This is a genomic window from Apibacter muscae, from assembly GCF_007845635.1.
Taxonomy (GTDB): domain Bacteria; phylum Bacteroidota; class Bacteroidia; order Flavobacteriales; family Weeksellaceae; genus Apibacter; species Apibacter muscae.
This window is the reverse complement of the sequence record NZ_SELG01000029.1, coordinates 347,925-370,439: the sequence shown is the minus strand read 5'-3', so window position 1 is coordinate 370,439 and position 22,515 is coordinate 347,925. Positions and strand designations below refer to the sequence as shown.

At 29.3% G+C, this 22,515-nt stretch carries 24 protein-coding genes; 3 read left to right on the top strand and 21 right to left on the bottom strand.

Annotated features, from left to right (window positions below):
* Nucleotides 1-59: 59 nt before the first annotated feature.
* The 16 genes from ETU08_RS03780 to ETU08_RS03705 all read right to left on the bottom strand — a co-directional run bounded on the left by ETU08_RS03780 (nucleotide 60) and on the right by ETU08_RS03705 (nucleotide 15,915).
* Nucleotides 60-2,198, bottom strand: coding sequence for a TonB-dependent receptor (locus tag ETU08_RS03780; RefSeq protein WP_146261679.1), 2,139 nt, complete (start codon nucleotides 2,196-2,198; stop codon nucleotides 60-62).
* 165 nt (nucleotides 2,199-2,363) lie between these two features.
* Entirely contained in the window at nucleotides 2,364-3,041 is a 678-nt protein-coding gene (locus ETU08_RS03775) for a C40 family peptidase (protein WP_146261678.1), read from the bottom strand.
* Nucleotides 3,042-3,242: 201 nt separating this feature from the next.
* Nucleotides 3,243-3,632: a DUF3276 family protein gene (locus ETU08_RS03770; RefSeq protein ID WP_146261700.1), complete on the bottom strand. Its 390-nt coding sequence runs from the start codon at nucleotides 3,630-3,632 to the stop codon at nucleotides 3,243-3,245.
* 108 nt (nucleotides 3,633-3,740) lie between these two features.
* Nucleotides 3,741-5,483: an ABC transporter ATP-binding protein gene (locus ETU08_RS03765; protein ID WP_146261677.1), complete on the bottom strand. Its 1,743-nt coding sequence runs from the start codon at nucleotides 5,481-5,483 to the stop codon at nucleotides 3,741-3,743.
* A 147-nt stretch (nucleotides 5,484-5,630) separates the two neighbouring features.
* Nucleotides 5,631-6,635 carry an aspartate-semialdehyde dehydrogenase gene (locus ETU08_RS03760; RefSeq protein ID WP_146261676.1) on the bottom strand — a complete coding sequence of 335 codons (1,005 nt, stop codon included), beginning with the start codon at nucleotides 6,633-6,635 and terminating at the stop codon, nucleotides 5,631-5,633.
* 23 nt (nucleotides 6,636-6,658) lie between these two features.
* Complete coding sequence (locus ETU08_RS03755) at nucleotides 6,659-7,084, bottom strand: hypothetical protein (RefSeq protein WP_146261675.1); 426 nt, start codon at nucleotides 7,082-7,084, stop codon at nucleotides 6,659-6,661.
* A gap of 81 nt (nucleotides 7,085-7,165) precedes the next feature.
* A complete protein-coding gene (locus ETU08_RS03750) occupies nucleotides 7,166-8,404 on the bottom strand; it encodes a type IX secretion system plug protein (RefSeq protein ID WP_146261674.1) in 1,239 nt (412 codons plus the stop codon).
* A gap of 16 nt (nucleotides 8,405-8,420) precedes the next feature.
* Nucleotides 8,421-9,089: a monofunctional biosynthetic peptidoglycan transglycosylase gene (gene mtgA, locus ETU08_RS03745; RefSeq protein ID WP_146261673.1), complete on the bottom strand. Its 669-nt coding sequence runs from the start codon at nucleotides 9,087-9,089 to the stop codon at nucleotides 8,421-8,423.
* 24 nt (nucleotides 9,090-9,113) lie between these two features.
* Nucleotides 9,114-9,917, bottom strand: a complete 804-nt coding sequence (gene metQ / locus ETU08_RS03740) for a methionine ABC transporter substrate-binding lipoprotein MetQ (protein ID WP_146261672.1) — start codon at nucleotides 9,915-9,917, stop codon at nucleotides 9,114-9,116.
* A gap of 23 nt (nucleotides 9,918-9,940) precedes the next feature.
* A complete protein-coding gene (metI, locus tag ETU08_RS03735) occupies nucleotides 9,941-10,591 on the bottom strand; it encodes a methionine ABC transporter permease MetI (RefSeq protein ID WP_146261671.1) in 651 nt (216 codons plus the stop codon).
* On the bottom strand, nucleotides 10,584-11,615 hold the full coding sequence (gene metN, locus ETU08_RS03730; protein ID WP_146261670.1) for a methionine ABC transporter ATP-binding protein MetN: 1,032 nt from the start codon (nucleotides 11,613-11,615) through the stop codon (nucleotides 10,584-10,586). The genes metI and metN overlap by 8 nt, the downstream gene beginning before the upstream one ends.
* A 211-nt stretch (nucleotides 11,616-11,826) precedes the next feature.
* Nucleotides 11,827-13,020 (bottom strand): ADP-forming succinate--CoA ligase subunit beta, encoded by a 1,194-nt coding sequence (sucC, locus tag ETU08_RS03725; protein WP_146261669.1) that lies wholly within the window; start codon nucleotides 13,018-13,020, stop codon nucleotides 11,827-11,829.
* Between the two features lie 143 nt (nucleotides 13,021-13,163).
* Nucleotides 13,164-13,859, bottom strand: a complete 696-nt coding sequence (locus tag ETU08_RS03720; protein ID WP_146261668.1) for a tetratricopeptide repeat protein — start codon at nucleotides 13,857-13,859, stop codon at nucleotides 13,164-13,166.
* Nucleotides 13,860-13,897: 38 nt separating this feature from the next.
* Nucleotides 13,898-14,560 (bottom strand): leucyl/phenylalanyl-tRNA--protein transferase, encoded by a 663-nt coding sequence (gene aat / locus ETU08_RS03715; protein ID WP_146261667.1) that lies wholly within the window; start codon nucleotides 14,558-14,560, stop codon nucleotides 13,898-13,900.
* Between the two features lie 36 nt (nucleotides 14,561-14,596).
* Nucleotides 14,597-14,983: a DUF3127 domain-containing protein gene (locus tag ETU08_RS03710; protein ID WP_146261666.1), complete on the bottom strand. Its 387-nt coding sequence runs from the start codon at nucleotides 14,981-14,983 to the stop codon at nucleotides 14,597-14,599.
* A gap of 95 nt (nucleotides 14,984-15,078) precedes the next feature.
* Nucleotides 15,079-15,915, bottom strand: a complete 837-nt coding sequence (locus tag ETU08_RS03705) for an OmpA/MotB family protein (RefSeq protein WP_146261665.1) — start codon at nucleotides 15,913-15,915, stop codon at nucleotides 15,079-15,081.
* 189 nt (nucleotides 15,916-16,104) lie between these two features.
* Here ETU08_RS03705 and ETU08_RS03700 point away from each other — a divergent pair, with 189 nt between their 5' ends.
* The 3 genes from ETU08_RS03700 to ETU08_RS03690 all read left to right on the top strand — a co-directional run bounded on the left by ETU08_RS03700 (nucleotide 16,105) and on the right by ETU08_RS03690 (nucleotide 19,803).
* A complete protein-coding gene (locus ETU08_RS03700) occupies nucleotides 16,105-17,793 on the top strand; it encodes a hypothetical protein (RefSeq protein ID WP_146261664.1) in 1,689 nt (562 codons plus the stop codon).
* Between the two features lie 105 nt (nucleotides 17,794-17,898).
* On the top strand, nucleotides 17,899-18,717 hold the full coding sequence (locus tag ETU08_RS03695; protein ID WP_146261663.1) for a 2,3,4,5-tetrahydropyridine-2,6-dicarboxylate N-succinyltransferase: 819 nt from the start codon (nucleotides 17,899-17,901) through the stop codon (nucleotides 18,715-18,717).
* Between the two features lie 6 nt (nucleotides 18,718-18,723).
* Nucleotides 18,724-19,803, top strand: a complete 1,080-nt coding sequence (locus ETU08_RS03690; RefSeq protein WP_146261662.1) for a glycosyltransferase family 9 protein — start codon at nucleotides 18,724-18,726, stop codon at nucleotides 19,801-19,803.
* On the opposite strand, the gene ETU08_RS03685 is transcribed toward ETU08_RS03690, so the two are convergent.
* From ETU08_RS03685 to ETU08_RS03665, 5 genes are all read right to left on the bottom strand, one after another.
* Nucleotides 19,780-20,163: a DUF423 domain-containing protein gene (locus ETU08_RS03685; RefSeq protein ID WP_146261661.1), complete on the bottom strand. Its 384-nt coding sequence runs from the start codon at nucleotides 20,161-20,163 to the stop codon at nucleotides 19,780-19,782. The two genes, ETU08_RS03690 and ETU08_RS03685, sit on opposite strands and share 24 nt — an antisense overlap.
* 12 nt (nucleotides 20,164-20,175) lie before the next feature.
* Nucleotides 20,176-20,799, bottom strand: coding sequence for an endonuclease III (nth, locus tag ETU08_RS03680; RefSeq protein ID WP_146261660.1), 624 nt, complete (start codon nucleotides 20,797-20,799; stop codon nucleotides 20,176-20,178).
* A gap of 39 nt (nucleotides 20,800-20,838) precedes the next feature.
* The gene (locus tag ETU08_RS03675) at nucleotides 20,839-21,168 is read right to left on the bottom strand and encodes a HesB/IscA family protein (protein ID WP_146261659.1); all 330 of its coding nucleotides are present in this window, start codon (nucleotides 21,166-21,168) and stop codon (nucleotides 20,839-20,841) included.
* A gap of 116 nt (nucleotides 21,169-21,284) precedes the next feature.
* Nucleotides 21,285-21,704, bottom strand: coding sequence for an SH3 domain-containing protein (locus ETU08_RS03670; protein ID WP_146261658.1), 420 nt, complete (start codon nucleotides 21,702-21,704; stop codon nucleotides 21,285-21,287).
* Nucleotides 21,705-21,708: 4 nt separating this feature from the next.
* Nucleotides 21,709-22,176 (bottom strand): BON domain-containing protein, encoded by a 468-nt coding sequence (locus tag ETU08_RS03665; protein ID WP_146261657.1) that lies wholly within the window; start codon nucleotides 22,174-22,176, stop codon nucleotides 21,709-21,711.
* Nucleotides 22,177-22,515 lie beyond the last annotated feature (339 nt).

Below are 22,515 nucleotides of genomic sequence, written 5' to 3'. Positions count from 1 at the left end.
CAAATATTTGTTGCAAAAATAGGAATTATAAGCTATATAAACTTTTACATTTTTTCTTATTATAAACGTAGGCTTATCCCTGTTAAAATATTAAATCCTGCTTGTGGATAATAATAGGCTACATGGTCGTAATAATACCCATTATTGATATAAGTTGCATTAAATATATTATTTAAGGCAAGTTTTAAACTAAAGTCTTTAAGTTTGGGTAGGGTAGGACTATATTGTATTACAATATCTGAGGTGAAATATCCATCTAGTTTTGCATTTTTTTGATTTTCATTGGTTAGGTATTGGCTACTAACGTATTGATTGGAAAGTGTTGCTGATAGATTTTTTATGGGTTTCCATTCAATGATTAAATTTCCAATATAATTTGGAGAAAACGCTAGATCTGTATTGCCTAAGTCTACAGTATATAACCCTTCTTCTTTTTTGTAGTTAATATTCTTATTTATGCTAACTGTAGAATTGGCTGAAAGCAATAATTTTGTATTTACTAAATATGAGGCTGATAGCTCAATTCCTGTTCTATAACTTTTACCGCTATTCTCTCTTATAAAACTTCCAACATCGTTAACAGCTCCGCTTAATACTAATTGATTTAAATAGTACATGCCGTACCAGTTAACTGTATAGGAAAAGGGTAAGGTATTTTTCCTTAAACCTACTTCTACATTGTGCATTAATTCATGTTTAATGTCTTTATTATTTAGTATATCATCTCTTGTAGGCTCTCTCTGTGCAATTCCGTAGGTAAAGTAAATATCTTCTTTTTCTAATTTATAAGTAGTTCCAACTTTAGGATTGAGAAAATTATAATTTTTATCAAAATTTAATTCCCCTCCATTTTTATATAAACTTTCTCCTCCTTGAACATCATGACCTTCATAATTAATAAATCTATATTGAATATCTCCAAAAAATTCCCATTTTTTATTTAGCTTATATATAGCTTTTGCATATGTTGATAAATCTTCTTTTTTGGCTTTATTTCTATAATATTCATGTCCATTGATCTGATCTGAAAAATTTTGTGCCCATATAACTTTTCCGTAGTGCTGACCTTGATAAACATTGGCTCCTAAGCCTAGTTCAATGGTCCAACGTTTATAGAATCCTAGCAAGCTATTAACTATCCCATAAAAATCATTATTTAACCATTGCTGTCTTATTAAATCTGTTTCGTTTATTGTAATCCCATTGATATTGATTGGCGCTAGTTTATAATCATTTAGTTTTGAATTTTGACCGTATTCTTCAAAGTACCCTTTACCTTTTGTATAAAATAAAGTTGATTTTAACTGCCAAATGGAATTAATTTCTTGATCTAGATAAAGATGATAATGATTTTGTAAATAATGATCAATTTGATTGTCATAAAATCTTACAATTTCTCCGTTTGAGCCATATATTGCACCCGATGTATTAAATGTTCTTCTCTTCTTTAAAGTTTCTTCATCTATACCGTTCCATGCTTGATAGGTTTGTTCTTTTCCACCAAAAACTAATGCACCAATACGAGTTTTATTTTTTTTGAAAACTGCATGCGTGTAATATGAAAAAAGATCTGAATAGGCTCTATCTACATATCCATCAGATTTTATAAATGAAACTCTTGCATCTATTTTTAACTGATCATTTAACAAATTTCCTGTACCTATTCCAAAGGTGTGTTTATGAGTATTGAATGATCCTATGGATTGATCTGTTTGAAAATATGGATTATTGGATGGTTCTTGTGTTTTAACATTTATACTGGCACCAAATGAACCAACACCTTCAGTGGTAGTTCCTACTCCTCTTTGTATAGTAATACTGGACATTGATGAGGCTAAATCTGGCATATTTATCCAAAAAGGCCCTTGAGATTCTGCATTATTTACCGGTACACCGTTTAAGGTTAGATTAATTCGAGTTTGATCATTCCCTCGTATTCTCATATTTGTATATCCCACACCATTCCCTGTATCTGAGGAGGATACGACAGATAGGTTATTTTTTAAAAGATAGGGTACATCTTGACCTAAATTCTTTTTCTCTATTTGATTTTTTTTTACTTGCTCTTTACTAATAGGTACTTTCCCTAGGATAACAACATTAGAAAGATTTGTAATTGAATCTTGTTTTTCTTGTGATTGAACACAAATAAATCCTGTTAGACAGGACATGATAAATAAGTAATCCCTTTTTTTCATATTATTAATTTTATAAAAAAGAAAGGGGGATGTATAAGATTACATAAAAAAATCTCAAATTTTTGATTTGAGATTTTATTTTTTTCCCTTAGCAACATTACTTGCTCAGGTTCATTGGGTATAATCTCAGCCATTTTATTGAAAATAGCACCCCTTTGTAAAATTTTAAGAAGAAACTTTTGCTAAATCGCTATGAATGTTTTGAGTTTCTATATTATCTAAATTATTGTTTGATTCTAAAATTCTTTTGGCGGTTCTATATCTTTTTTTCCAATATTCACCCTCTAATGACGATATGGTAACTCCTTTTGAAGATGATGCATGAATAAAATATATTTCTCCATCTGGCTCTACTCTTTCTACAATTCCTACATGAGATATTCGACTTTTTGGACTTTGTGCAAAAAATATTAAATCTCCTTTTTTAAGTTGATCTTTTTTTACAATTTTGCCTTCATTGGATTGTAATATAGAAGTTCTAGGTAATGATATATTTAGAGCATTAAAAGCATGTTGAACAAACGATGAACAATCAATTCCGCTTCTTGTAGTACCCCCATATCTATAAGGAGTTCCTAAATAAGTTTTCGCTTCTCCTATTAATTTATATGCTTCTTGAGAATAAGATTTTTCACTCGTTTCTTCTTCAAATACAGCTGATGAATTCTCGTTAAAATTTTTGGATTCTGCTTCTATGCTTGATTTGGAATAGTTAGTCCTATGTGCTAATAGAGCTTCTGTAGTAAGATATCCATCATTTCTAGCTACATAACTTGAAACACATGAAGTAGTTGATAGAGTGATTGTAATAGAAACTAAAAATATTTTTATAAATGACTTCATTTTTAACTAAGAAAAGTTTATTATTTTTTGCAAGTACCCAAAAATATGTAAGTACTTCTATTTTAGCTGTATAATTTAACTTTTTTGTTAAAAATTTAACGTTTATTACTATTTTACATTTTTCATTAACATTTTTTTAACTTAAAAAAAAGGATATTAACCATGTTAATATCCTTTTTTTTAAGTTAAATATTCCTAAGATTAAATATCTTCAAAACTTATATTGGTATAATTAGAAATATTTTTATTGTTTACATTATGTTTATTATTGTCATCCTCTGTTAACAGATTGAAATCATCCCTATGTCTTTCCGAAATAACCTTTTCACCTGTTTCTTTAATAATAAAAGAGGTAGTTTCTTCTAAAATATCTTTAAAGTTTTTAAAATCTTCTTTATATAAATAGATTTTAAATTTTTTAAATCCTAAAGAACCTTCCTCTGAAACATTTTTTTTACTTTCTGTAATTGTTAAATAATAATCACCCGCTTTTGTTTCTCTTACATCAAAAAAATAAGTTCTTTTTCCTGCTCTTAATACTTTAGAGAAAATTTCGTTTTCTTTCTTCTCTACATTTTCAAAGTCATTCATCATAATTTATATTTTTCTTTTACTTTAATAAATGGTCTTTATTTACCTCTTAAACAGAGCAAAAGTATAAAAAATACCTGAATAAATATAATTCTTTTTTAGGTATAACTATTTAGATTGATTTATGATTTCTAAATAATATCCAGGTTTAGATATTAGCTCGTAATGTGAACCTATTTGGTTTATTTCACCTTTTTCTAAAACTATTATTTTATCTGAATATTTTGTTGTTGATATTCTATGCGAAATAATTATAGTCGTTTTTACTTTTATTTCTTTCGATATATTTATTAAAATTTTTGACTCCGTTTCAGTATCAACGGCTGAGAGACTATCATCAAATACATAAATTATAGGATCTTTAATTAAAGCTCTAGCAATAGAAATTCTTTGTTTTTGACCTCCTGAAAGAGTAACTCCTCTTTCCCCTATATGTGTTTGGTATTGGTTTTTAAATTTCAAAATATTAGAATGTATTTCTGCTTTTTTTGCATAGGTTTCGACAATTTGTTGTGTTGCATTTTGAATTCCATAAGAAATGTTGTTAAATATAGTATCGGAAAATAAAAAATTTTCTTGGGGTACATATCCAAATTTTGAACGAATTAATTCTAGATTGTGATCTTTCAACAATTTACCATCTAAATAAATATTTCCAGAATCGGGTTCAATTAAACGAAGTAGTAGCAAGGCAACTGTTGTTTTTCCTGAACCTGATTTTCCCATTATGACTATAGTTTCGCCAGCATATATATGGAACGATACAGAATCTAAAGCTTTTATTCCTGTATTTGGATATGTGTAACTTACATTGTCAAAAGTAATATCCCCTTTTATACTATAATTGTCATGATTTATATTCTTTATTTCCTGTTTTACCTTCATAAAATCATTAATTCTTTCCATTGAAGCTTCTGCTCTACGTATGATTGAAGTAACCCATCCTAATGCTGTAAAGGGCCAAATAAGTATATTCAGATAAAGAAAGAAATCTGTAATGGTTCCTACGTCTATTTTTCCATGGATATATCTTTGTCCTCCTATGTAAAGTATAAATACATTACTTAAACCTATCATAAAAACCATTATTGGAGAAAAAAAAGCTTCTGTTGTTGCTAATGATATTGACTTTTCTTTATAATCCTTAGATTTTTCAACGTATTGAGAAATGATAAATTTTTCTTTTGTAAATGACTTAATCACTCTTATTCCTGAAAAGGAATCTTGCACAAATGAGGATAATTCTGACTGTTTTTCTTGTGATTTTTTGGTTTTTTTGTTGATTACTATGCTCTGGTTATAAACAAAATAGGAGAGAAAGGGTAAGGGAATAAATGCATATAAGGTCATAATAGGATCCGTGGCTAACATACAGCCCAGTATTATTATAAGCAAGATTAATGTATTTATACTATACATAACTCCAGGTCCTAAGTATTGTCTAACATTTACTACATCTTCACTAATTCTATTCATTAAATCTCCAACCTTTGAATTTTTTAAAAAGGTGTAGGATAGTGTTTGATAATGTTTATAAATATTGTTTTTTAAATCGAATTCTATTCTTCTTGAAGCAACAATAATCGTTTGCCTCATGTAAAATCTCATTATACCTGTTAGGATTGGTGCTAGAATTATTATTGACCCATATACAATCAACTGTCTATAAAGTTCATTTTTATCTAAATTTTTGGGATTGGAAATGGTTTCAGCAATTATATTAACAGCTTTTCCTACAAACTTAATTGGGTATATGGTCAGAATATTGGCTAAAATAATAAATATGATACCAATAATTAATAATTTTTTATGTTTATAAAAGTAGGGGTTTAAACTTTTTAATGAACTCATCTTCTTTATGTACTATTAAATAAATTTAATTCGATTTTATTTATAAGCCAAAGATATTACTTTCATATAATATCTTTTTTAAAAGAATTATGTAACAAATAAAGGGAGCTTATAAAAGCTCCCTTTATTAATCTATAATTCTATTAATTACTTTTTATCTTTGATAAGATATTCTGCAATTTGAACAGCATTTAGCGCTGCACCTTTTCTTATTTGATCACTTACACTCCAAAAAGCAATTCCTTTAGGATTTGAAAGATCTTTTCTTATTCTACCTACAAAAACCTCATCTCTCCCTGATAGAAATAACGGCATAGGATATTGTTTTTCCTCAGGGTTATCTTGAACGATAATTCCTTCAAAATTTTGAAATGCCTCTCGAACTTCTTCTACTGTCAATTCTTTTTCTGTTTCTACCCATATGCTTTCTGAATGAGCTCTCATAACAGGAACTCTTACACAAGTGGCAGAAACTTCTATGTCTGAATGCATAATTTTTTGTGTTTCATTATACATCTTCATTTCTTCTTTTGTATAACCATTCTCAGTAAATACATCAATTTGAGGAATCAAATTTAACGCTAATTGATAGGCAAATTTTTCAACATTCACTGGTTTGCCTTCGGCAACTTCTTTTATTTGTTGCTCCAATTCAGCCATTGCAGATGCGCCAGCGCCTGAGGCTGATTGGTAAGAAGACACATGCACCCTTTTTATATGAGATAATTTTTCAATGGGTTTTAAAGATACCACCATTTGTATGGTTGTACAATTGGGGTTTGCTATTATATTTTTAGGTGTATTTAATGCATCTTCTGCATTAACTTCTGGAACCACTAAAGGCACTTGATCATCCATTCTAAAAGCAGAAGAATTATCAATCATTATTGCTCCATGCTTAGTGATGGTTTCTGCATAATCCAATGAAGTTCCTCCACCTGCTGAAACTAAAGCAATATCCACATCTTTGAAATCGTCGTTATGTTGTAGTTCATTAACCTTATATTCTTTCCCTTTAAAGGCATAGGTTTGTCCTGCACTCCTCTTTGATCCGAAAAGTACTAAATCTGTTAAAGGAAAATTTCTTTGGTCTAAAACTTTGAGTAGCTCTTGTCCTACAGCTCCGCTTACTCCAACAATTGCGATTTTCATTCTATATATTTTATAAAGATTTTCTAAATAAATAAAGTATTCCAAAAAGCTCTAGGAATCATTCCTATAACTAAAGCCAACGATATAGCTAACACTAAAACCATCCAAAATTTCATATCGTTTATTTTTTTAATTTTAGTGTTTACAATGGTTATCAATATTGCTACGATAATCATAGTTAATGGATGTTCCATGTAGTTTCTTCTAAGGAATGCATTTTTCATATCAAAAGAAACTTGTGATGTGCTAAAATAAGTAATTAAAAGGACAATTCCTATTAATACTTGTGTATGTGTTAGGATTAAAGCTAATGTTGAAACTTTTCTTACTTGTCCAGAGATTACCCTTCCTTGTATGTAATAAATAAAAGCGACTACTGTAAGTAAAAATATAAATACTAAAGTGGCCATTCCTACATAATGGTGTATGTCTTTAATAATTGGATACATAATTTTATTCTAATTTTTAATTGTTTATAGCAAAAGTATAAAACCTAATATTATTTGAGGTTCTTTTGTTAATATTTATTCTTATTGTGTCATTCTCAATTCCCCGTAACCTATAAGCGCATCATAGGTTCCACCAAAAGGTGTATAGTATGCCAGCCCTTGGTATAAGTTCATGGTTTGCCAAAATGAACCGGGAATTTCTCCTAAATCCATTTTTTGCGTATTTCTATCTACTGTTGCAATCGTGTAGTTATAGTAACCTTGTTTTAAGAGTATAGTTTTGGCATAATATCCTTCTTCTTCATCATATTCCATTTTATTGGAATCTGTAAGTTGGTAATTGTTAAACATTCCTACCACATACAAATCTTTGTTTTCCAACGGATTGGTTAAATTAACCGAAAAGGTAACAGGGGTATAATCTCCTTCATAAGTTGCATTTCTTTCTTGATTCAAATCAAACCTTCTAAAATAATAAGCCCCATAAACATCAGGTTTATATACATAATCTGTTGGATATGGAATTACTGGGTACAATAAAGTTTCATAAAAATTGGCTTGTCTGTTTACTTGGTAAACCCCATAACCTGGTACAGAGATATTTTTTGTATCAAAGCTGTAAAATTGATTCCCTCCTATAAAAGTATTATCTAATTGAGTAAATGTAAATGTATTTGCACTGGTAAATTGAGGTTTTATATTGGTTATAGCCGTATTCCAATTATTGTTTTGTAACAAGGTTAATGAAAATTGATTGACCATTATATTAGAGGTATTATTGACCAAAACCTCAGCCATTACTCGCTGATTGTACTCTTGATTGCTGGAGGAAATATATCTTTCATAATTTACCCCTACTGAAACTTGTGTCTCATAAAAAGCTATTTTTTTACTAAATATTGGTTTTTGATTTTGATCATAAACGGTGATTAAATAATTCCCCGAGATTTTAGGTTGCATATCATTATTAGGAAACTCTATGGAATAATGGGTATAATTTTGTTGGGTATTGAATGATGATTTATAGTTATAGATTTGTGACATTGGATAACCAACAATATACTCAGATTCAAAAAGATTATCATCTTCCCAATTTCTATCGAAATGCTTGATAGAATAATATAAGGTCTGATAATTTTGATCTAACATATCAAAGGAAAGTTGAAATGTATCCCCCATTTTAAAAAAGGGAGTTTCATCATTGGTTTGATAATTAAATATTTGTATTCCATTTACCGATGGATTGTAAATTTTTTCAACAGCGTTCTGTGCAAAACACCATTGCGCTATCAAAAAAAATATGATTGAATATTTGATCATTCTTTTAAGTTTCCTTTTAATTCTGTGTATATTTTAATTCTCCTCCAAGATTAGCCATTTGTCTAAGTATCCACTTTTTTCTTTTCTGGACGTAATTACCATTTATATTTTTCCCATATCTTCTAGGATTGGGCAATAATGCTGCCAAGGTAGCTGCTTCTGGCTTAGTTAAGTTTTTTGCCGATTTATGAAAATATTTTTGGGAAGCTTCTTCAACTCCATAAACACCATCTCCAAATTCTGCAACGTTTAGATATACTTCCATAATTCTTTCCTTTCCCCATATAAATTCAATAAGACATGTAAAATATGCTTCTAACCCTTTTCTTATAAAATTTCTTCCGTTCCAAAGAAAAACATTTTTTGCCGTTTGCTGACTAATGGTGCTACCTCCTCTCTTGGGTTCCCCTTCTTTTTCTAAAATTTTTTTTATTTCCTCAAAATCAAATCCGTTATGCTTTATAAAGTTTTGATCTTCACTTGAAACCACTGCAAGTTGAATTGTATTAGATATTTTTTCAATTGGGACCCACTTTTTTTTAATTGAACTTGCATTAAAAATATACCTTTCAATCATAAGTTCAGTAAATGGTACCGGTATCCATTTGTATACAATTACTACAATAATAGAGCTTACAAAAAACCCTATTATTATTCGCTTAACCCACTTTAAAAAAAATTTCATTTTATGAATTCGCTTAGCGAAATCTTACCAACCTTTTATGGCTCCTCCTTTAAATTCTTTTTTTGCTGTTTCTTCTACTTCATCGGATTGGTATGCTTGAACGAATTTTTTTACATTTTCTGCATCTTTATTATCTTCTCTTGAAACAATGATATTCATATAAGGAGAATTTTTATCTTCCACAAAAATGCCATCCTCTAATGTTAATCCAGCTTTACCTGCGAATGTATTGTTAATTACGGCTATAGCTACTTCTTTATCATCTAATACTGTTGGAAGTTGTGGTCCATCAATATCTAAAATTTTTAAATTTTTTGGATTTGATACAATATCTGAAATACCAGAAATTAATGCATTTTCATCCTTTAATTTAATCAATCCTTGCTTTTGCAATAAAAGTAAAGCTCTCCCTCTGTTCGTAGCATCATTAGGAATTGCAATTGTACTGCCGTCTTTCAATTCATTTAAGGATTTTATTTTTTTGGAATATCCTGCCAAAGGATAAATAAAAGTATTTCCAACAGGAACTAAATTATATTTTCTTTGCTCTATTATATTGTCTAAGAATGGTTTGTGTTGAATGGCATTTGCATCTATATCTCCATCGTTAAGAGCTGTATTAGGTACTATATAGTCATTAAATTCTACCAACTCTACTTCCAATCCATACTTATCTTTTGCTACCTTTTGGGCTGCTTGGGCAACTACAAATTCTGGACCTGATTCTACACCTACTTTAATAAAATTAGGATTATTCTTTTTTTCTGTTTTACAAGAAATTGCTAATACTGCTACACTTAACAAAGCTAATATTGTTAATCTTTTCATTTTCTATGTTTTTATGTTTAATTCTATCTATGATCTACTTTTTTAGAAAGATAATCTCCTACAAATTGTATTATAAATACTAGTAAAACTAATAAAATTAATACAAAATTCATAATGGTTGTATCTTTATTCACATACCCGTCTTGATAACCTATTTTCCCTAAACCTCCTGCACCTACGGCTCCTCCCATAGCTGAATATCCGACTAAGGTAATTAGTATTATAGATGCTGAATTTATGAGCGAAGGCAATGCTTCTGGCAATAATACTTTTTTTATTATCTGCAAGGAATTGGCTCCCATGGACTTAGAAGCTTCAATCAATCCTTGAGGTACTTCCAATAAACTATTTTCAACCATTCGGGCGATAAATGGAGCTGCTCCTACACTTAAGGGTACTAGCGCTGCTGATACTCCTATGGAAGTACCTACAATCATACGTGTGAATGGAATCATCCAAACAATTAATATGATAAATGGAATTGCTCTGAAAATATTAACTAAAATGGAAATGATTTGGTTAAAAACTAAATTTTCTTTGATTTGCCCTTTTCTTGTAATAAATAACAATATTCCCAAGGGTAACCCTAAAAGAAAGCCAAAAAAGCCTGAAACAAAAGTCATAACTATGGTTTCCCAAGTACCTTCTGCTAGTTTAATTATTATATCATACATATCCTAAAAGTGTAACTTTTATATTTTTGTTTTTTAAATATTCCATAGCTAGTAATTCTTGTTCAGCATCGCCTATAAATTCTGTAAGCATAACTCCAAATTTTATTCCTCCGGCATAATCCATTTGCGCGCTTATAATATTGCTGTTTATATTAAATTTTCTTGCAATTTCTGAAAGTATAGGTTCATCTACGGAATTTCCCGTAATTTGAAGTTTCAATAGAGGATGCTTATTCAATTGTGGCTCTAAAACCAATCTCTTTTGATAATCAATAGGGATATCAATACGAAGAGAGGAAGAAATAAAACGTTGAGTGAGTTCCGTTTTTGGATGTGAAAAAATTTCTGAAACACTGCCTTTTTCTATTAGTTTGCCTTCATTAATCACGGCTATTTGATCGCAAATTTCTTTCACTACTTCCATTTCATGCGTAATAAGGAGTATGGTAATTCCTAATTCCTTATTTATATCTTTTAATAATGCTAAAATAGATTGGGTAGTTGTTGGATCTAAAGCGCTGGTAGCTTCATCTGAAAGTAATACCTGTGGATTGGTCGCTAAAGTTCTAGCTATAGCTACTCTTTGCTTTTGTCCTCCTGAAAGGCTTGCGGGATAATTGTGTATTTTGTCGGTTAGTCCAATCAAATCCACCAACTCTTGAACTCTCTTTTTTATTTCAGAGTTAGGAGTTTTCCTTAATTCTAATGGAAAAGCTATATTTTCAAATACGGTTCGTGATGATAACAAATTAAAATTTTGAAAAATCATACCTATATTTGTTCTAGCTTCAATTAGCTGAGAAGAATTTAATAACATTAAATTTTTACCGTCTACCCATACCTCTCCAGAGGTGGGTCTTTCCAATAAATTAACACAACGAATCAAAGTACTTTTCCCAGCTCCAGATTCACCTATTACTCCAACAATTTCTCCTTTTTTAACGGTAAGTGAAACTTCTGAAAGCGCAACGTGCCTTAGTGTTTTCTCTTGAAATATTTTTGTTATATTTTTTAATTCTATCATTTAATCAATTCTATAATTGACAATTTATAAAGTCTTTTTTAATAAATTAAATTGTGAAAATGCGTATAAAACCCAAAATTATAAGAATTAATTCAAATATAAGTTTTTAAGACTAAAAAAATGAGTTTTGCAACAAAACTCATTTTTTATTTAATTTAAAATTTTAATTCAAAAATTATTGTAATAAATTCTATATCTAAGAATTTTATATTTATGCTAAAGCTTTGGTAACTTCATTAGCCGCATCTTCTAAAGTAATGGCTGAAAATACTTTCAGTCCACTATCATCAATCATTTTTTTTGCAATTTCTGCATTAGTTCCTTGCAAACGTACTATTATAGGAACTTTTATACTATCTCCCATATTTTTATAAGCATCTAATATTCCTTGGGCTACTCTATCACATCTTACAATCCCTCCAAAAATATTTACTAAAATAGCTTTTACAGATTCATCTTTTAAAATAATTCTAAAAGCTTTTTCAACCCTTTCAGCATCTGCGGTACCACCTACATCTAAAAAGTTTGCAGGATTACCTCCAGAAAGCTTGATTATATCCATAGTTGCCATAGCCAATCCTGCTCCATTAACCATACAACCCACATTTCCATCTAATTTAACAAAATTTAAACCTGCTTCTCCAGCTTCAACTTCAGTTGGATCTTCCTCTCTAACATCTCTTAATTTTAAATAATCCGGATGTCTGAACAGAGAATTATCGTCTATACTAACTTTAGCATCTACGGCTGCTATCTTATTATCTGAAGTTTTTAAAACGGGATTAATTTCAAATAAGGTAGCATCACTTTCTATATATGCTTTATATAAAGAATCCACAAACTTCACCATATCTTTAAACGCCGCTCCGGATAAACCTAAATTAAAGGCTATTTTTCTAGCTTGAAAACTTTGCAACCCTACGGCTGGATCTATTTCTTCCGTAAATATCCTTTCGGGAGTTTTTTCAGCTACTGTTTCAATATCCATTCCTCCTTCTGTAGAATATACAATTATATTTTTTCCTTTTCCTCTATCCAATAAAACGGACATATAGAATTCTTCTACTTCGGTTTCTCCTGGATAATACATATCTTCCGCTATAAATACTTGATGAACTTTTTTTCCCTCTTTAGAAGTTTGGGGGGTTATTAAATTCATACCTATAATCTCAGAAGCTTTTTCTTTAACCTCGTCTAAAGATTTAGCCAATTTAACGCCTCCTCCTTTACCTCTTCCTCCTGCATGGATTTGCGCTTTCACTACCCACCAATTGGTTCCTGTTTTATCTGTCATTTCTTGAGCTGCTTTAAAAGCTTCATCTGCCGTTGTGGCTACGATTCCTCTTTGCACTCTAACTCCGAACGATGATAATATTTCTTTGCCTTGATATTCGTGTAAATTCATTTTTAGGTTTTTGCAGTTCTTATTTTATTGAATGTAATAATTACAAATATAATAAATTTAAGTAGACTTTATTTTTATTTTAAAAACACTAAAAAAGGGAAGAATTAAATGAATTCTTCCCTTTTTACTGTTATTAATAATATTTACTGTTTCCCCGTTGCATATTTTAATCTTTCAATATAAGCTTCAATTTCTCCGGATTGATCAACATCTGGGTATTTATCGTGTATAGATTGAAAAAAACCTAAAGCTTTCTCATTTTGATTTAATGACATTGCCAGTAAACCAGCCTTTTTCCCAAAATGATAAGCTGTAGCAGGAGTGCTACTTTCATTGGCTGCTTTTTCCATAAATTTAATTGCATCGTCTGTATTCTTAAGCTCTACATAAGAATCTGCTATTGCCCCGTATTTTACGGCTTTTAAATCTTTATCTTGAGAGTCAAATTTTAGAAATAAATCTAAAGCTTGTTGATAATTTCCTTTTTTAAACTCAATGGAACCTGCGTATAAATTTGCTAATTTTCCGGATTTTGTATTACTAAAATCTTCCGCTATATCTGAAAAACCTAAAATCCCACTAGATCCACCACCCAAAGCTTCTTTAGTTTTCCCTTCGTCATATAAGTTTTCGGCGTTAACCATTAAATCTGCGGCTTCTACATTTTTAGGAACAACTACATAATTATCATATATTACATAGCCTAAAATTGCTAAAATTAAAACTCCAAAGAAAATTCCAATGGGTTTAGCATATTTCTGTAAGAATTTTTCACTTTTACTTGCAGTGCTATTAAGAGTATCTAAGATCTCCTTAGTTTCATATTTTTCTTTTGACATAATACTTAGACGTATTTTAAGCAAACAAAACTAGTTATTTATTGCGTGAAATGCAAATTTTTAATTGTTTCAGAATTTAGATAATTGATAAACTTATTTCTAGGGATTTCCATTGCTCCTAGCTGTTCTAAGTAGGAGCTATAGACTTGACAATCTATAAACTTATATTTATTTGCATATTTGTTTACAAAATTAGTAAATCCGCATTTGGACGCATTGCTTACGATGGAAAACATACTCTCTCCGCAAAATATATCGCCTAAATCAACTCCGTAAAATCCTCCTACTAATAAATTTTCTCTCCAAACTTCAAAACTCTTTGCTAAACCTTTTTGATTGAGTATAACGTATGAGTCAATCATTTCATTGGTAATCCATGTTCCTGATTGCCCCTTTCTACTGGCTGAAGCACAATGACTAACTACTTTTTTAAAACATTTATTTTCTGTAAATTGAAAATATTCTTGTTCTAATATTTTTTTTGTTGATTTAGATATTTTTAATTTATTTGGATATAATACAAATCTAGGATCTGGTGACCACCATTGAATGATCTCATCCTTGTTGTACCAAGGAAAAATTCCAGATTTATAAGCTAACAACAATCTATCGGCAGATAAATCACCCCCTATAGCTAAGAGCCCATTAGAATTAGCTTTTGAAACCTCAGGAAATTCTAGTTTATCTGTTAAAAAAATCATTAACTATAGATTCGAATTCTTAGATTTTTATTCTATCTAAAAAGGCAAATCATCGTCTTCATCTTCTTGTATCATAGCTGTTGGTGATGAAGGTATTTCAGTATTTTGAAAGGAAGGTGGTACAGGCGAATTATAGTTGGATGGAGTTGTCATTAATTTTTCCACTCTCCAACCTGTAATGCTATTGAAATATTTCGTTTCTCCTTGTGGGTTAACCCATTCTCTTCCTCTTAAATTAATTGATATTTTTACATCTTCACCTACAGAAAATGAATTAATTATATCTACTCTATCTCCCAATAATTCTACTAAAATATGCTGAGGATATTGTTCTTCTGTAGTAATAACTACTTCTCTTTTTCTAAAACCACTATCAAAAGTTTGAATCTCTGATATTAATTTAATTTTACCAACTATCTCCATGCTTGAACTATTTTTACTTTTTATTAAGTGCAAAAATAAAAAAAAGCCTTAGAATGGAAGGCTTTTTTATTGTTATATTTTAATTATAAATTTTACTAATCAGCAATTTTTTGATTCATTAAATCCATAAACTGATCTAATTTGGGCAATATAATAATTTCTGTTCTTCTATTGATTGCTTTATTGGTAGGTGAGTCATTTGGAACTTTTGGCTGATACTCTCCATGTCCTCCTGCTAACATTCTTGCTGGATCAACATCAAATTTAGTTTGTAACAACTTAACAACGGATGTTGCTCTCATTACACTTAAATCCCAATTATCTCTAATACATGAAGTGGAACTTTTAAATTGGTCATTATCTGCAAATCCTTGTACTTGAACGTCATAATCTTTATAATCATTAATTATTTTAGCTACTTTGGCTAAGACTTCTTCTGCACTAGGAAGAACTTCATAACTTCCAGATTTATAAAGCATATTATCAGAAAGTGAAATAAATACTACTCCTTTTTGAACTTGAACATTTACATCGTTGTCATTTAAATTATCCAATGATCTTTTTAATTTATTTGATAATACTAAATTTAAAGAGTCGTTTTTAGCTCTGGCTTCTGTTAGTTTTTTAATGTATGCATTTGATTCGTTGATCTGACCAATCAATTTATTAATATTTGCATTCCCAGACTTACCGGTAACCATACAATCGGCTAAATTTTGCTGTAAAGCATCGTTTTGTCTATTCACCAATTTTATTTGTTCTTCTAAGGCTTTATTTCTTTCTTGAAGTGTTGCGATTGTTTTATCTTTATCAACATTCCTTTCTAAACATGAAGCGTAATCAATTTTTGCTTGATCGTATTGTTTTTTACTTACACAAGACGTTGCAAAAGCACCTATGGTACATAATAATGCTATTTTAACAATTTTCATATCCCTTAAAAATTTTAATTTTTTAGTTGAACAAAAATAACACCAATTTATTTATAATCATAATTATTGTCTTTAAGTGAAAAATAATTTTTTATCTAAATTATAATTTAATAAATTTGTTTTTTACTCTAAAAAATTTAGAGTACTTAATCATTTTATGTTAAACAACAATACAATCAATTAAAATTTATGAAAAAAATTTATTTATTATTAATTCTTGTTTCCTTTATAACTTATTCATCGTGCTCGGATGATCTAAATGATAGTGTTTCAATTCCTAGCGACTTACCTAGAGGAAAAGTAGTTAATCGAACAGGAAGTATTGATGGGGTTAATTATTCACTAAAGAACTTGGAAATAAATCCTAATTTGATTAAAATTAATTCTGAAAATGCAAAAATTCTTAGCTCTTCAGAAGAATTAAATCTTGGAACCATTCGTTTAGATGTTATTTCAACTGAAATTGGTAATCAATTAATTTCTGGCAATGTATTGTTTATTCAGACAGGGGATCATACTTATTTTAAAAGGATTACCTCAGTAATTCAAAATAATAATTCATTTACTATTGAAACAGTTAATGCTAATTTAGGGGATATTTTTGAAGATGGTACTTTGGATCTTTCAATGGACATAAAGGAATCAACTTCTGATCAACAATCCCTTCCCTTAGTTTCTGCAAAAAGTATAAATGATTTTGACCATAATTATTCTCTTTTTAATTTTGATTTTATAAAAGAGTTTACGCGTGATGGAATTACCTTGAATCCTAATACCTCTGTAAAATCAGCAGTTCATCTGTCTTTAAGTTTTAAAAAAAATCTTCCACTTCCTAAACAAATAGAGGTTTATTATGTGTTAAATTCAAATATTAGTCCTTATTTTTCATTTTTAGGAGGTATAAATAAAAAGGTAGCTTATAATTTGGCAGATAACATACCTGATAATATTTTGGAATTGATTAAAAAAGTTAGTATTGATATTAAAATTCCTACCAATGAATTTTTGGGGGAATTACCTGCTAAAGTAAGTATTAAAAGTATAAATATACCTACAGAAATTGAAGCAAATCTTGGAAAAAAGTCGCTCTTAGCTTATAATACATCTGGAAGTTTGAAGATTGGTTTTGCTTATTATAATAACGTTCCAGGAAAAACCAGCCATCCCATTTACGAAAATTCTATGCAATTTAAGGGAATCAACGATACAGAAATTATTGGTGAGATTGCATCTGATATGAGAGTTTCAATTACTCCTAAAATTGAATTGTTTGACACTAATCTTCTTGATGTTAGTGGAGATGTTGTTTTTGGAATAAATTCTTATAGTATTGGTAATGGTAGCACAACTCAAAGTTCTAATTTTTTATCAAACGGTAATTTCTATTCTTCTGCAACTTTTTATTTTAAAACTTTAGGTGTAACTGCTTATACCACTGAATTGTTTAAGGAAAATAAAGAACTTTGGAATTTGGGTAGTTTTAATAAATCCATAGAATTTTCTAATTTATCATTGGGTAAGGCTTCTACCTTTCCTTGCAGTGGACTTAATTCGTTTAGTATTAATGCTTCTTTAGATTATAAATATCCTATTTATGGGAAAAAATTAAGTGGAAAATTAGAAATGTCTTACGATGTTTATGCAGATAATGGTTCTTTTTTAGAAACTAAAAAAATTAGTATTAATCCCTCTAATATATCTTCCAATAATTTTAATTTTAGTTTGTGTATACCGTTTAGAAAAATTAATTTTTTCCAAACTGCTAAAACCAGTTATTTAAGAAATATAATTATTAAAGATGACAGAGGTTTTACTGCTAATGGTATTAAAAACCCAAAAACCGGCGAAATTTTATCAGAAATAAAGGTTTCTAGATAATGTTTATAAATTGAATTTAAAAGAGGATTAATATTTTAATCCTCTTTTTTAATTCAAGAACTTTCTTTTAATTTTATAAATTTGTATTTAATAAAAATTAGAAAGATGAAAAACTTACAACATACTATTGAAAGTATTTGGGATAACCGAGAATTACTATCAGAGGAAAATAATAAAAATTCTATTCGTGAAGTTATTGAATTGCTAGATTCAGGTGAATTAAGAGTGGCTGAACCGCTTGAAAATGGGGAATGGAAAGTGAATGAATGGGTAAAAAAGGCTGTTGTTTTATATTTCCCTATTCAGAAAATGCAAACTATTGAAGTTGGAATTTTTGAATATCACGACAAAATTCCTTTAAAGAAGGATTATGAATCTAAAGGAATTAGAGTGGTTCCTAATGCTGTTGCAAGAAAAGGGGCTTACATCTCTAGTGGGGTTATACTAATGCCTTCGTATGTTAATATTGGGGCTTATGTTGATGAGGGTACAATGGTCGATACTTGGGCAACGGTTGGAAGTTGTGCTCAAATAGGTAAAAACGTGCATTTAAGTGGTGGTGTAGGTATAGGAGGAGTTTTGGAACCTTTACAAGCAGCTCCTGTTATTATTGGAGATAATTGTTTTATTGGCTCTCGATGTATAATTGTAGAAGGGGTTCATGTTGGTAATGAGGCTGTTATTGGAGCCAATGTTACATTAACTGCTTCAACTAAAATTATTGATGTTTCTGGAGATAAACCAGTGGAATATAAAGGCTATGTACCTCCTCGTTCGGTAGTAATTCCAGGCTCAATTACAAAAAAATTCCCTGCAGGTGAATACAATGTAAATTGTGCTTTGATTATTGGACAAAGAAAAGAAAGCACTGATAAGAAAACATCTTTAAATGATGCTTTAAGAGATAATAATGTTTCTGTATAATCTGAAGTGAAAGTACTACTAATACAATACAATCATGCTGGGGATGTATTAATCTCCAGCGTGATTCCTAATAATTTAAAAAAAATCTATCCAGACATTAAAATAGATTTTTTATGTAATAAAGAATATATGGGAGTTCTTCAAAAAAACCCATCTATAGATAGAATTATAGCCATTGATAATAAGCACATTAAATCAGTTTTATCTTTATACAAGTATATGAAGCTTGTTCGAAGCGAGCGCTATGATTTTCTAATTGATTTATCACAAAACTTTAGTAGTATTTTTTTAACTTTTTTTTCAAAAGCACAAAAAAAATTAAGTTATAACACTCCAATTCTTAATAAATTTTATACTAATCGCTTAGTTAAAGTAAATAAGCTAAACACACAAACTTGTAATCTCTTAGAAAACCGTTTAGCTGTATTGGATCAATTTTTAAATGACCAATCGATATCTATAGATCCTGTAGCCAAAATATTTTTATCACAAGAAGAAATTCTGGAGGCTAAAACAACTATGTTGAATGCGGGAATAAAATTTACAAGACCTATCATAATGCTTGGTATTTTTGGGACTGAAAAGCATACTACATGGACCATTGGTAGCATGGCAAAACTAATTGATTTTATATGGAGTAACTATAGAGCAGATTTGTTATTGAATTATCTTCCTAACCAACATAAGGAATTGAATGAACTTCTATCCTTGCTAAATTCTAATACCAAAGTATTTGTGCAACCTGTTGGAAAATCCATTAGGGAATATGCTTCTCTAATGAAAAATTGTACTCTTTTTATTGGTAATAATAGTAGATTTTTAGCTATAACAAAAGCTTTACAAAAACCAACTTTTGGAATTTATGCTCCTTTTGTTTATAAACAAGATATTGCTTGTTATGAAAATATTGATTTTCATAAAAGTATACACTTAAGTGATATCCTTCCTCGACTTTATGAAAATTTTTATCCCAATGAGTTGAAGAAGGAATCTTCTAAGTTTTACTTGATGCTATCTTCTGAGTTTGTTATAATTAAAATAAAGCCTTTTTTAAAAAGTTACTTATCTACATTTAATAAAATATAGTAACAAACATGCCCATCCTAAAATCATAAAAAAGCCTCCAAGCGGAGTAATAGGGCCTAAAAATTTTAAATTCATTTTCCAGAAATCCGAAAATGATAAAAAATAAATACTAAAAGAGAATAAAAATGTTCCTATAATTAATCCCCAAGCTCCCCATTTTTCTAAACTTGTGCTAAAAGATAGAGATAAACCTATTATAAGTAATGCTAATGCATGATACATTTGATATTTTACTCCTGTTTCAAAACTTTCCAATTTATCAGGGGATAATATTTTTTTAAATGCATGAGCTCCAAAGGCTCCTAAAATTACAGAGGTTAGTCCATATAAAGTTCCAAAAATTAGTGTTACACTTTTCATATCTTTTATTATTTAATTTTCTATAAAATATTTTGTTATATAATCTTTTTCTAAGCTCCAACCTCTTGCTGGAGAATATTCTCTCCCATAATAAATGATTTGTAAATGCAAGTCGTTCCATAATTTTTTGGGAAATAATCGTTTAGCATCTTTTTCTGTTTCCTCTACGCTTTTACCTTTAGTGAATTTCCATAATTTCATTAATCGATGAATATGGGTATCTACAGGAAAAGCTGGATGACCAAACCCTTGACTCATTACTACTGAGGCCGTTTTATGACCAACTCCTGGCAATGACTCTAATTCCTCAAAACTTTCTGGAACTTCACCATTGTATTTTTCAACTAAAATATTTGAAAGCTTATATATGTTTTTAGATTTGGTATTTGATAGACCAATTTCTCTAATATATTCTTTGATTTCCCAATCTGGGATTTGTGCCATTTTAAATGCATCTGGAGCAACTTTAAATAGTTCTGGTGTTACTTCATTTACTTTTTTATCTGTTGTTTGAGCAGATAGTAAAACAGAAATTAATAAGGTAAATATATCTTTATGATTTAAAGGAGGTTCCGGATGGGGATATAATTTACCCAATTCCTTTATTAAATATTCTACCTTATCTTTTTGTTTCATATTTAGACAGCAAAAATGGATATAAAAAAAATTTAAAATTTATACCGAGAAACTTTCTCCGCATCCACAGGTTCTTTGTGCATTGGGATTGTTAAAAACAAATCCTTTTCCATTTAAACCTCCAGAATATTCTAAAGTTGTTCCTATCAAATACAGAAAAGATTTTTTATCAACTAAAATTTTAATTCCTTTATCTTCAAATAACTTATCTTCTGGTTTTTGTTGATGATCGAAAGTTAGTTTATAAGAAAGTCCTGAACAACCGCCACTTTCTACACCTACTCGTACAAAATCTTTCAAATGATCAAAGTTATCTTCTTTCATTAACTCTATTATTTTTTTTTCCGCTTCTGGAGATACTTTTATCATATACTTTATTTTTTTAATGAGTTTTAATAAACAAATTTAAAAATTTTTAGTTTTAAAAAAATTAAGGTTGCTCCTTTATTGAAGCAACCTTAATTCTTAAAATATTTTTAGTTTTTCTAAACTTTTGTTAAATATTCTGTATTACAATAGCCTTCAATTCCTTCTGCTGAACGTATCAAATACCATTCCTCATTATATTTGCTTAAAAAAGTAACTATTGAATGATGGGCTGCTTTTCCCAATATGGGTTGATCAGTTCCCGGACCTTTTCTAATATTTAAATTTGAACTTTGAGTAGTTACTTTATACTCAGAAGAGGGTGCATCAGGAGAAACATTAATATTTAATACTAAGTCTCCGGATCTAAAATCTGGATCAATCTTATCATATTCTGCCCAAAGTTGATCTTTAATTTCTCCATTTGAAACTATTCCATCTATATAAAGGACTTGATCTTGTTCTCTTACTGCTAAATCATTTGTTCCTAATGAATTGGCAAGGTTTATTAAATCTGCGTATTTATCTTGTAATGCCATGATCTTATTTTAAGGTTAATTGATTTTCAACTTTTTTTGGCTTTAGAGAATTTACCGCTTGCAATAACTTAGGCAATTCCGTTTTTTTAAATTCTCCGGTTAGGGTAACAACTCCGTCATTGATAGTAGCTGTCACGCCTGGATAATTTTTTAATATTTGATCTACATTGGTTCTTAGTGTAGCATCTGCTGATATTTCTACAGACTTAACTGTTGCATTGTCAACAACACTTTTAACTCCTGGTATAGCATTAATTGCTTTTAAAGTTTCTTGCTTTGATTGATCATCTTTAAATTCTCCTGAAAGTGTCGCAACGCCTTTATTAACATCTATTGATATATTTTCCGGTAAGATATTAGAAATTTGAGTTTTAATATCTTGATCCTTTGGTCCTGATTTACATGAGATAGTCGTAGAGGCTAACATTCCAACAATAGCTAAGGATGCAAGTAATGTCTTAATTTTTTTCATAATTTAATATTACTGATTATACAATTTTTAATTATATATCAAAAATTATTCCATTAATGATATATTGTTATAAAATTTAAATTTATTCTATCAATTTTTATCTAAAAAAATATATTTTTAATATTTTTTTAGATTTTGAATTGTTTTAACTATTTAATTTTAAAAGACTTATCCATATTATCATATCGATTAATAAGTTTTTAATCAAAAATGTATGATTTTGCTAATCATTTTCAGATATAAAATATTTATGCCATATACATTTTAAATAATATAAACCTTATACGTACTATTTTACTTACTTGAAAAGTAATTTTTAATCTACTTTTTATATTATTA

Bases quoted from the DNA above. Each gene is read 5' to 3' on its own strand.
- ETU08_RS03780 (WP_146261679.1), bottom strand. From the start codon at position 2,198: ATGAAAAAAAGGGATTACTTATTTATCATGTCCTGTCTAACAGGATTT.
- ETU08_RS03775 (WP_146261678.1), bottom strand. From the start codon at position 3,041: ATGAAGTCATTTATAAAAATATTTTTAGTTTCTATTACAATCACTCTA.
- ETU08_RS03770 (WP_146261700.1), bottom strand. From the start codon at position 3,632: ATGAATGACTTTGAAAATGTAGAGAAGAAAGAAAACGAAATTTTCTCT.
- ETU08_RS03765 (WP_146261677.1), bottom strand. From the start codon at position 5,483: ATGAGTTCATTAAAAAGTTTAAACCCCTACTTTTATAAACATAAAAAA.
- ETU08_RS03760 (WP_146261676.1), bottom strand. From the start codon at position 6,635: ATGAAAATCGCAATTGTTGGAGTAAGCGGAGCTGTAGGACAAGAGCTA.
- ETU08_RS03755 (WP_146261675.1), bottom strand. From the start codon at position 7,084: ATGTATCCAATTATTAAAGACATACACCATTATGTAGGAATGGCCACT.
- ETU08_RS03750 (WP_146261674.1), bottom strand. From the start codon at position 8,404: ATGATCAAATATTCAATCATATTTTTTTTGATAGCGCAATGGTGTTTT.
- mtgA (WP_146261673.1), bottom strand. From the start codon at position 9,089: ATGAAATTTTTTTTAAAGTGGGTTAAGCGAATAATAATAGGGTTTTTT.
- metQ (WP_146261672.1), bottom strand. From the start codon at position 9,917: ATGAAAAGATTAACAATATTAGCTTTGTTAAGTGTAGCAGTATTAGCA.
- metI (WP_146261671.1), bottom strand. From the start codon at position 10,591: ATGTATGATATAATAATTAAACTAGCAGAAGGTACTTGGGAAACCATA.
- metN (WP_146261670.1), bottom strand. From the start codon at position 11,615: ATGATAGAATTAAAAAATATAACAAAAATATTTCAAGAGAAAACACTA.
- sucC (WP_146261669.1), bottom strand. From the start codon at position 13,020: ATGAATTTACACGAATATCAAGGCAAAGAAATATTATCATCGTTCGGA.
- ETU08_RS03720 (WP_146261668.1), bottom strand. From the start codon at position 13,859: ATGTCAAAAGAAAAATATGAAACTAAGGAGATCTTAGATACTCTTAAT.
- aat (WP_146261667.1), bottom strand. From the start codon at position 14,560: ATGATTTTTTTAACAGATAAACTAGAATTTCCTGAGGTTTCAAAAGCT.
- ETU08_RS03710 (WP_146261666.1), bottom strand. From the start codon at position 14,983: ATGGAGATAGTTGGTAAAATTAAATTAATATCAGAGATTCAAACTTTT.
- ETU08_RS03705 (WP_146261665.1), bottom strand. From the start codon at position 15,915: ATGAAAATTGTTAAAATAGCATTATTATGTACCATAGGTGCTTTTGCA.
- ETU08_RS03700 (WP_146261664.1), top strand. From the start codon at position 16,105: ATGAAAAAAATTTATTTATTATTAATTCTTGTTTCCTTTATAACTTAT.
- ETU08_RS03695 (WP_146261663.1), top strand. From the start codon at position 17,899: ATGAAAAACTTACAACATACTATTGAAAGTATTTGGGATAACCGAGAA.
- ETU08_RS03685 (WP_146261661.1), bottom strand. From the start codon at position 20,163: ATGAAAAGTGTAACACTAATTTTTGGAACTTTATATGGACTAACCTCT.
- nth (WP_146261660.1), bottom strand. From the start codon at position 20,799: ATGAAACAAAAAGATAAGGTAGAATATTTAATAAAGGAATTGGGTAAA.
- ETU08_RS03675 (WP_146261659.1), bottom strand. From the start codon at position 21,168: ATGATAAAAGTATCTCCAGAAGCGGAAAAAAAAATAATAGAGTTAATG.
- ETU08_RS03670 (WP_146261658.1), bottom strand. From the start codon at position 21,704: ATGGCATTACAAGATAAATACGCAGATTTAATAAACCTTGCCAATTCA.
- ETU08_RS03665 (WP_146261657.1), bottom strand. From the start codon at position 22,176: ATGAAAAAAATTAAGACATTACTTGCATCCTTAGCTATTGTTGGAATG.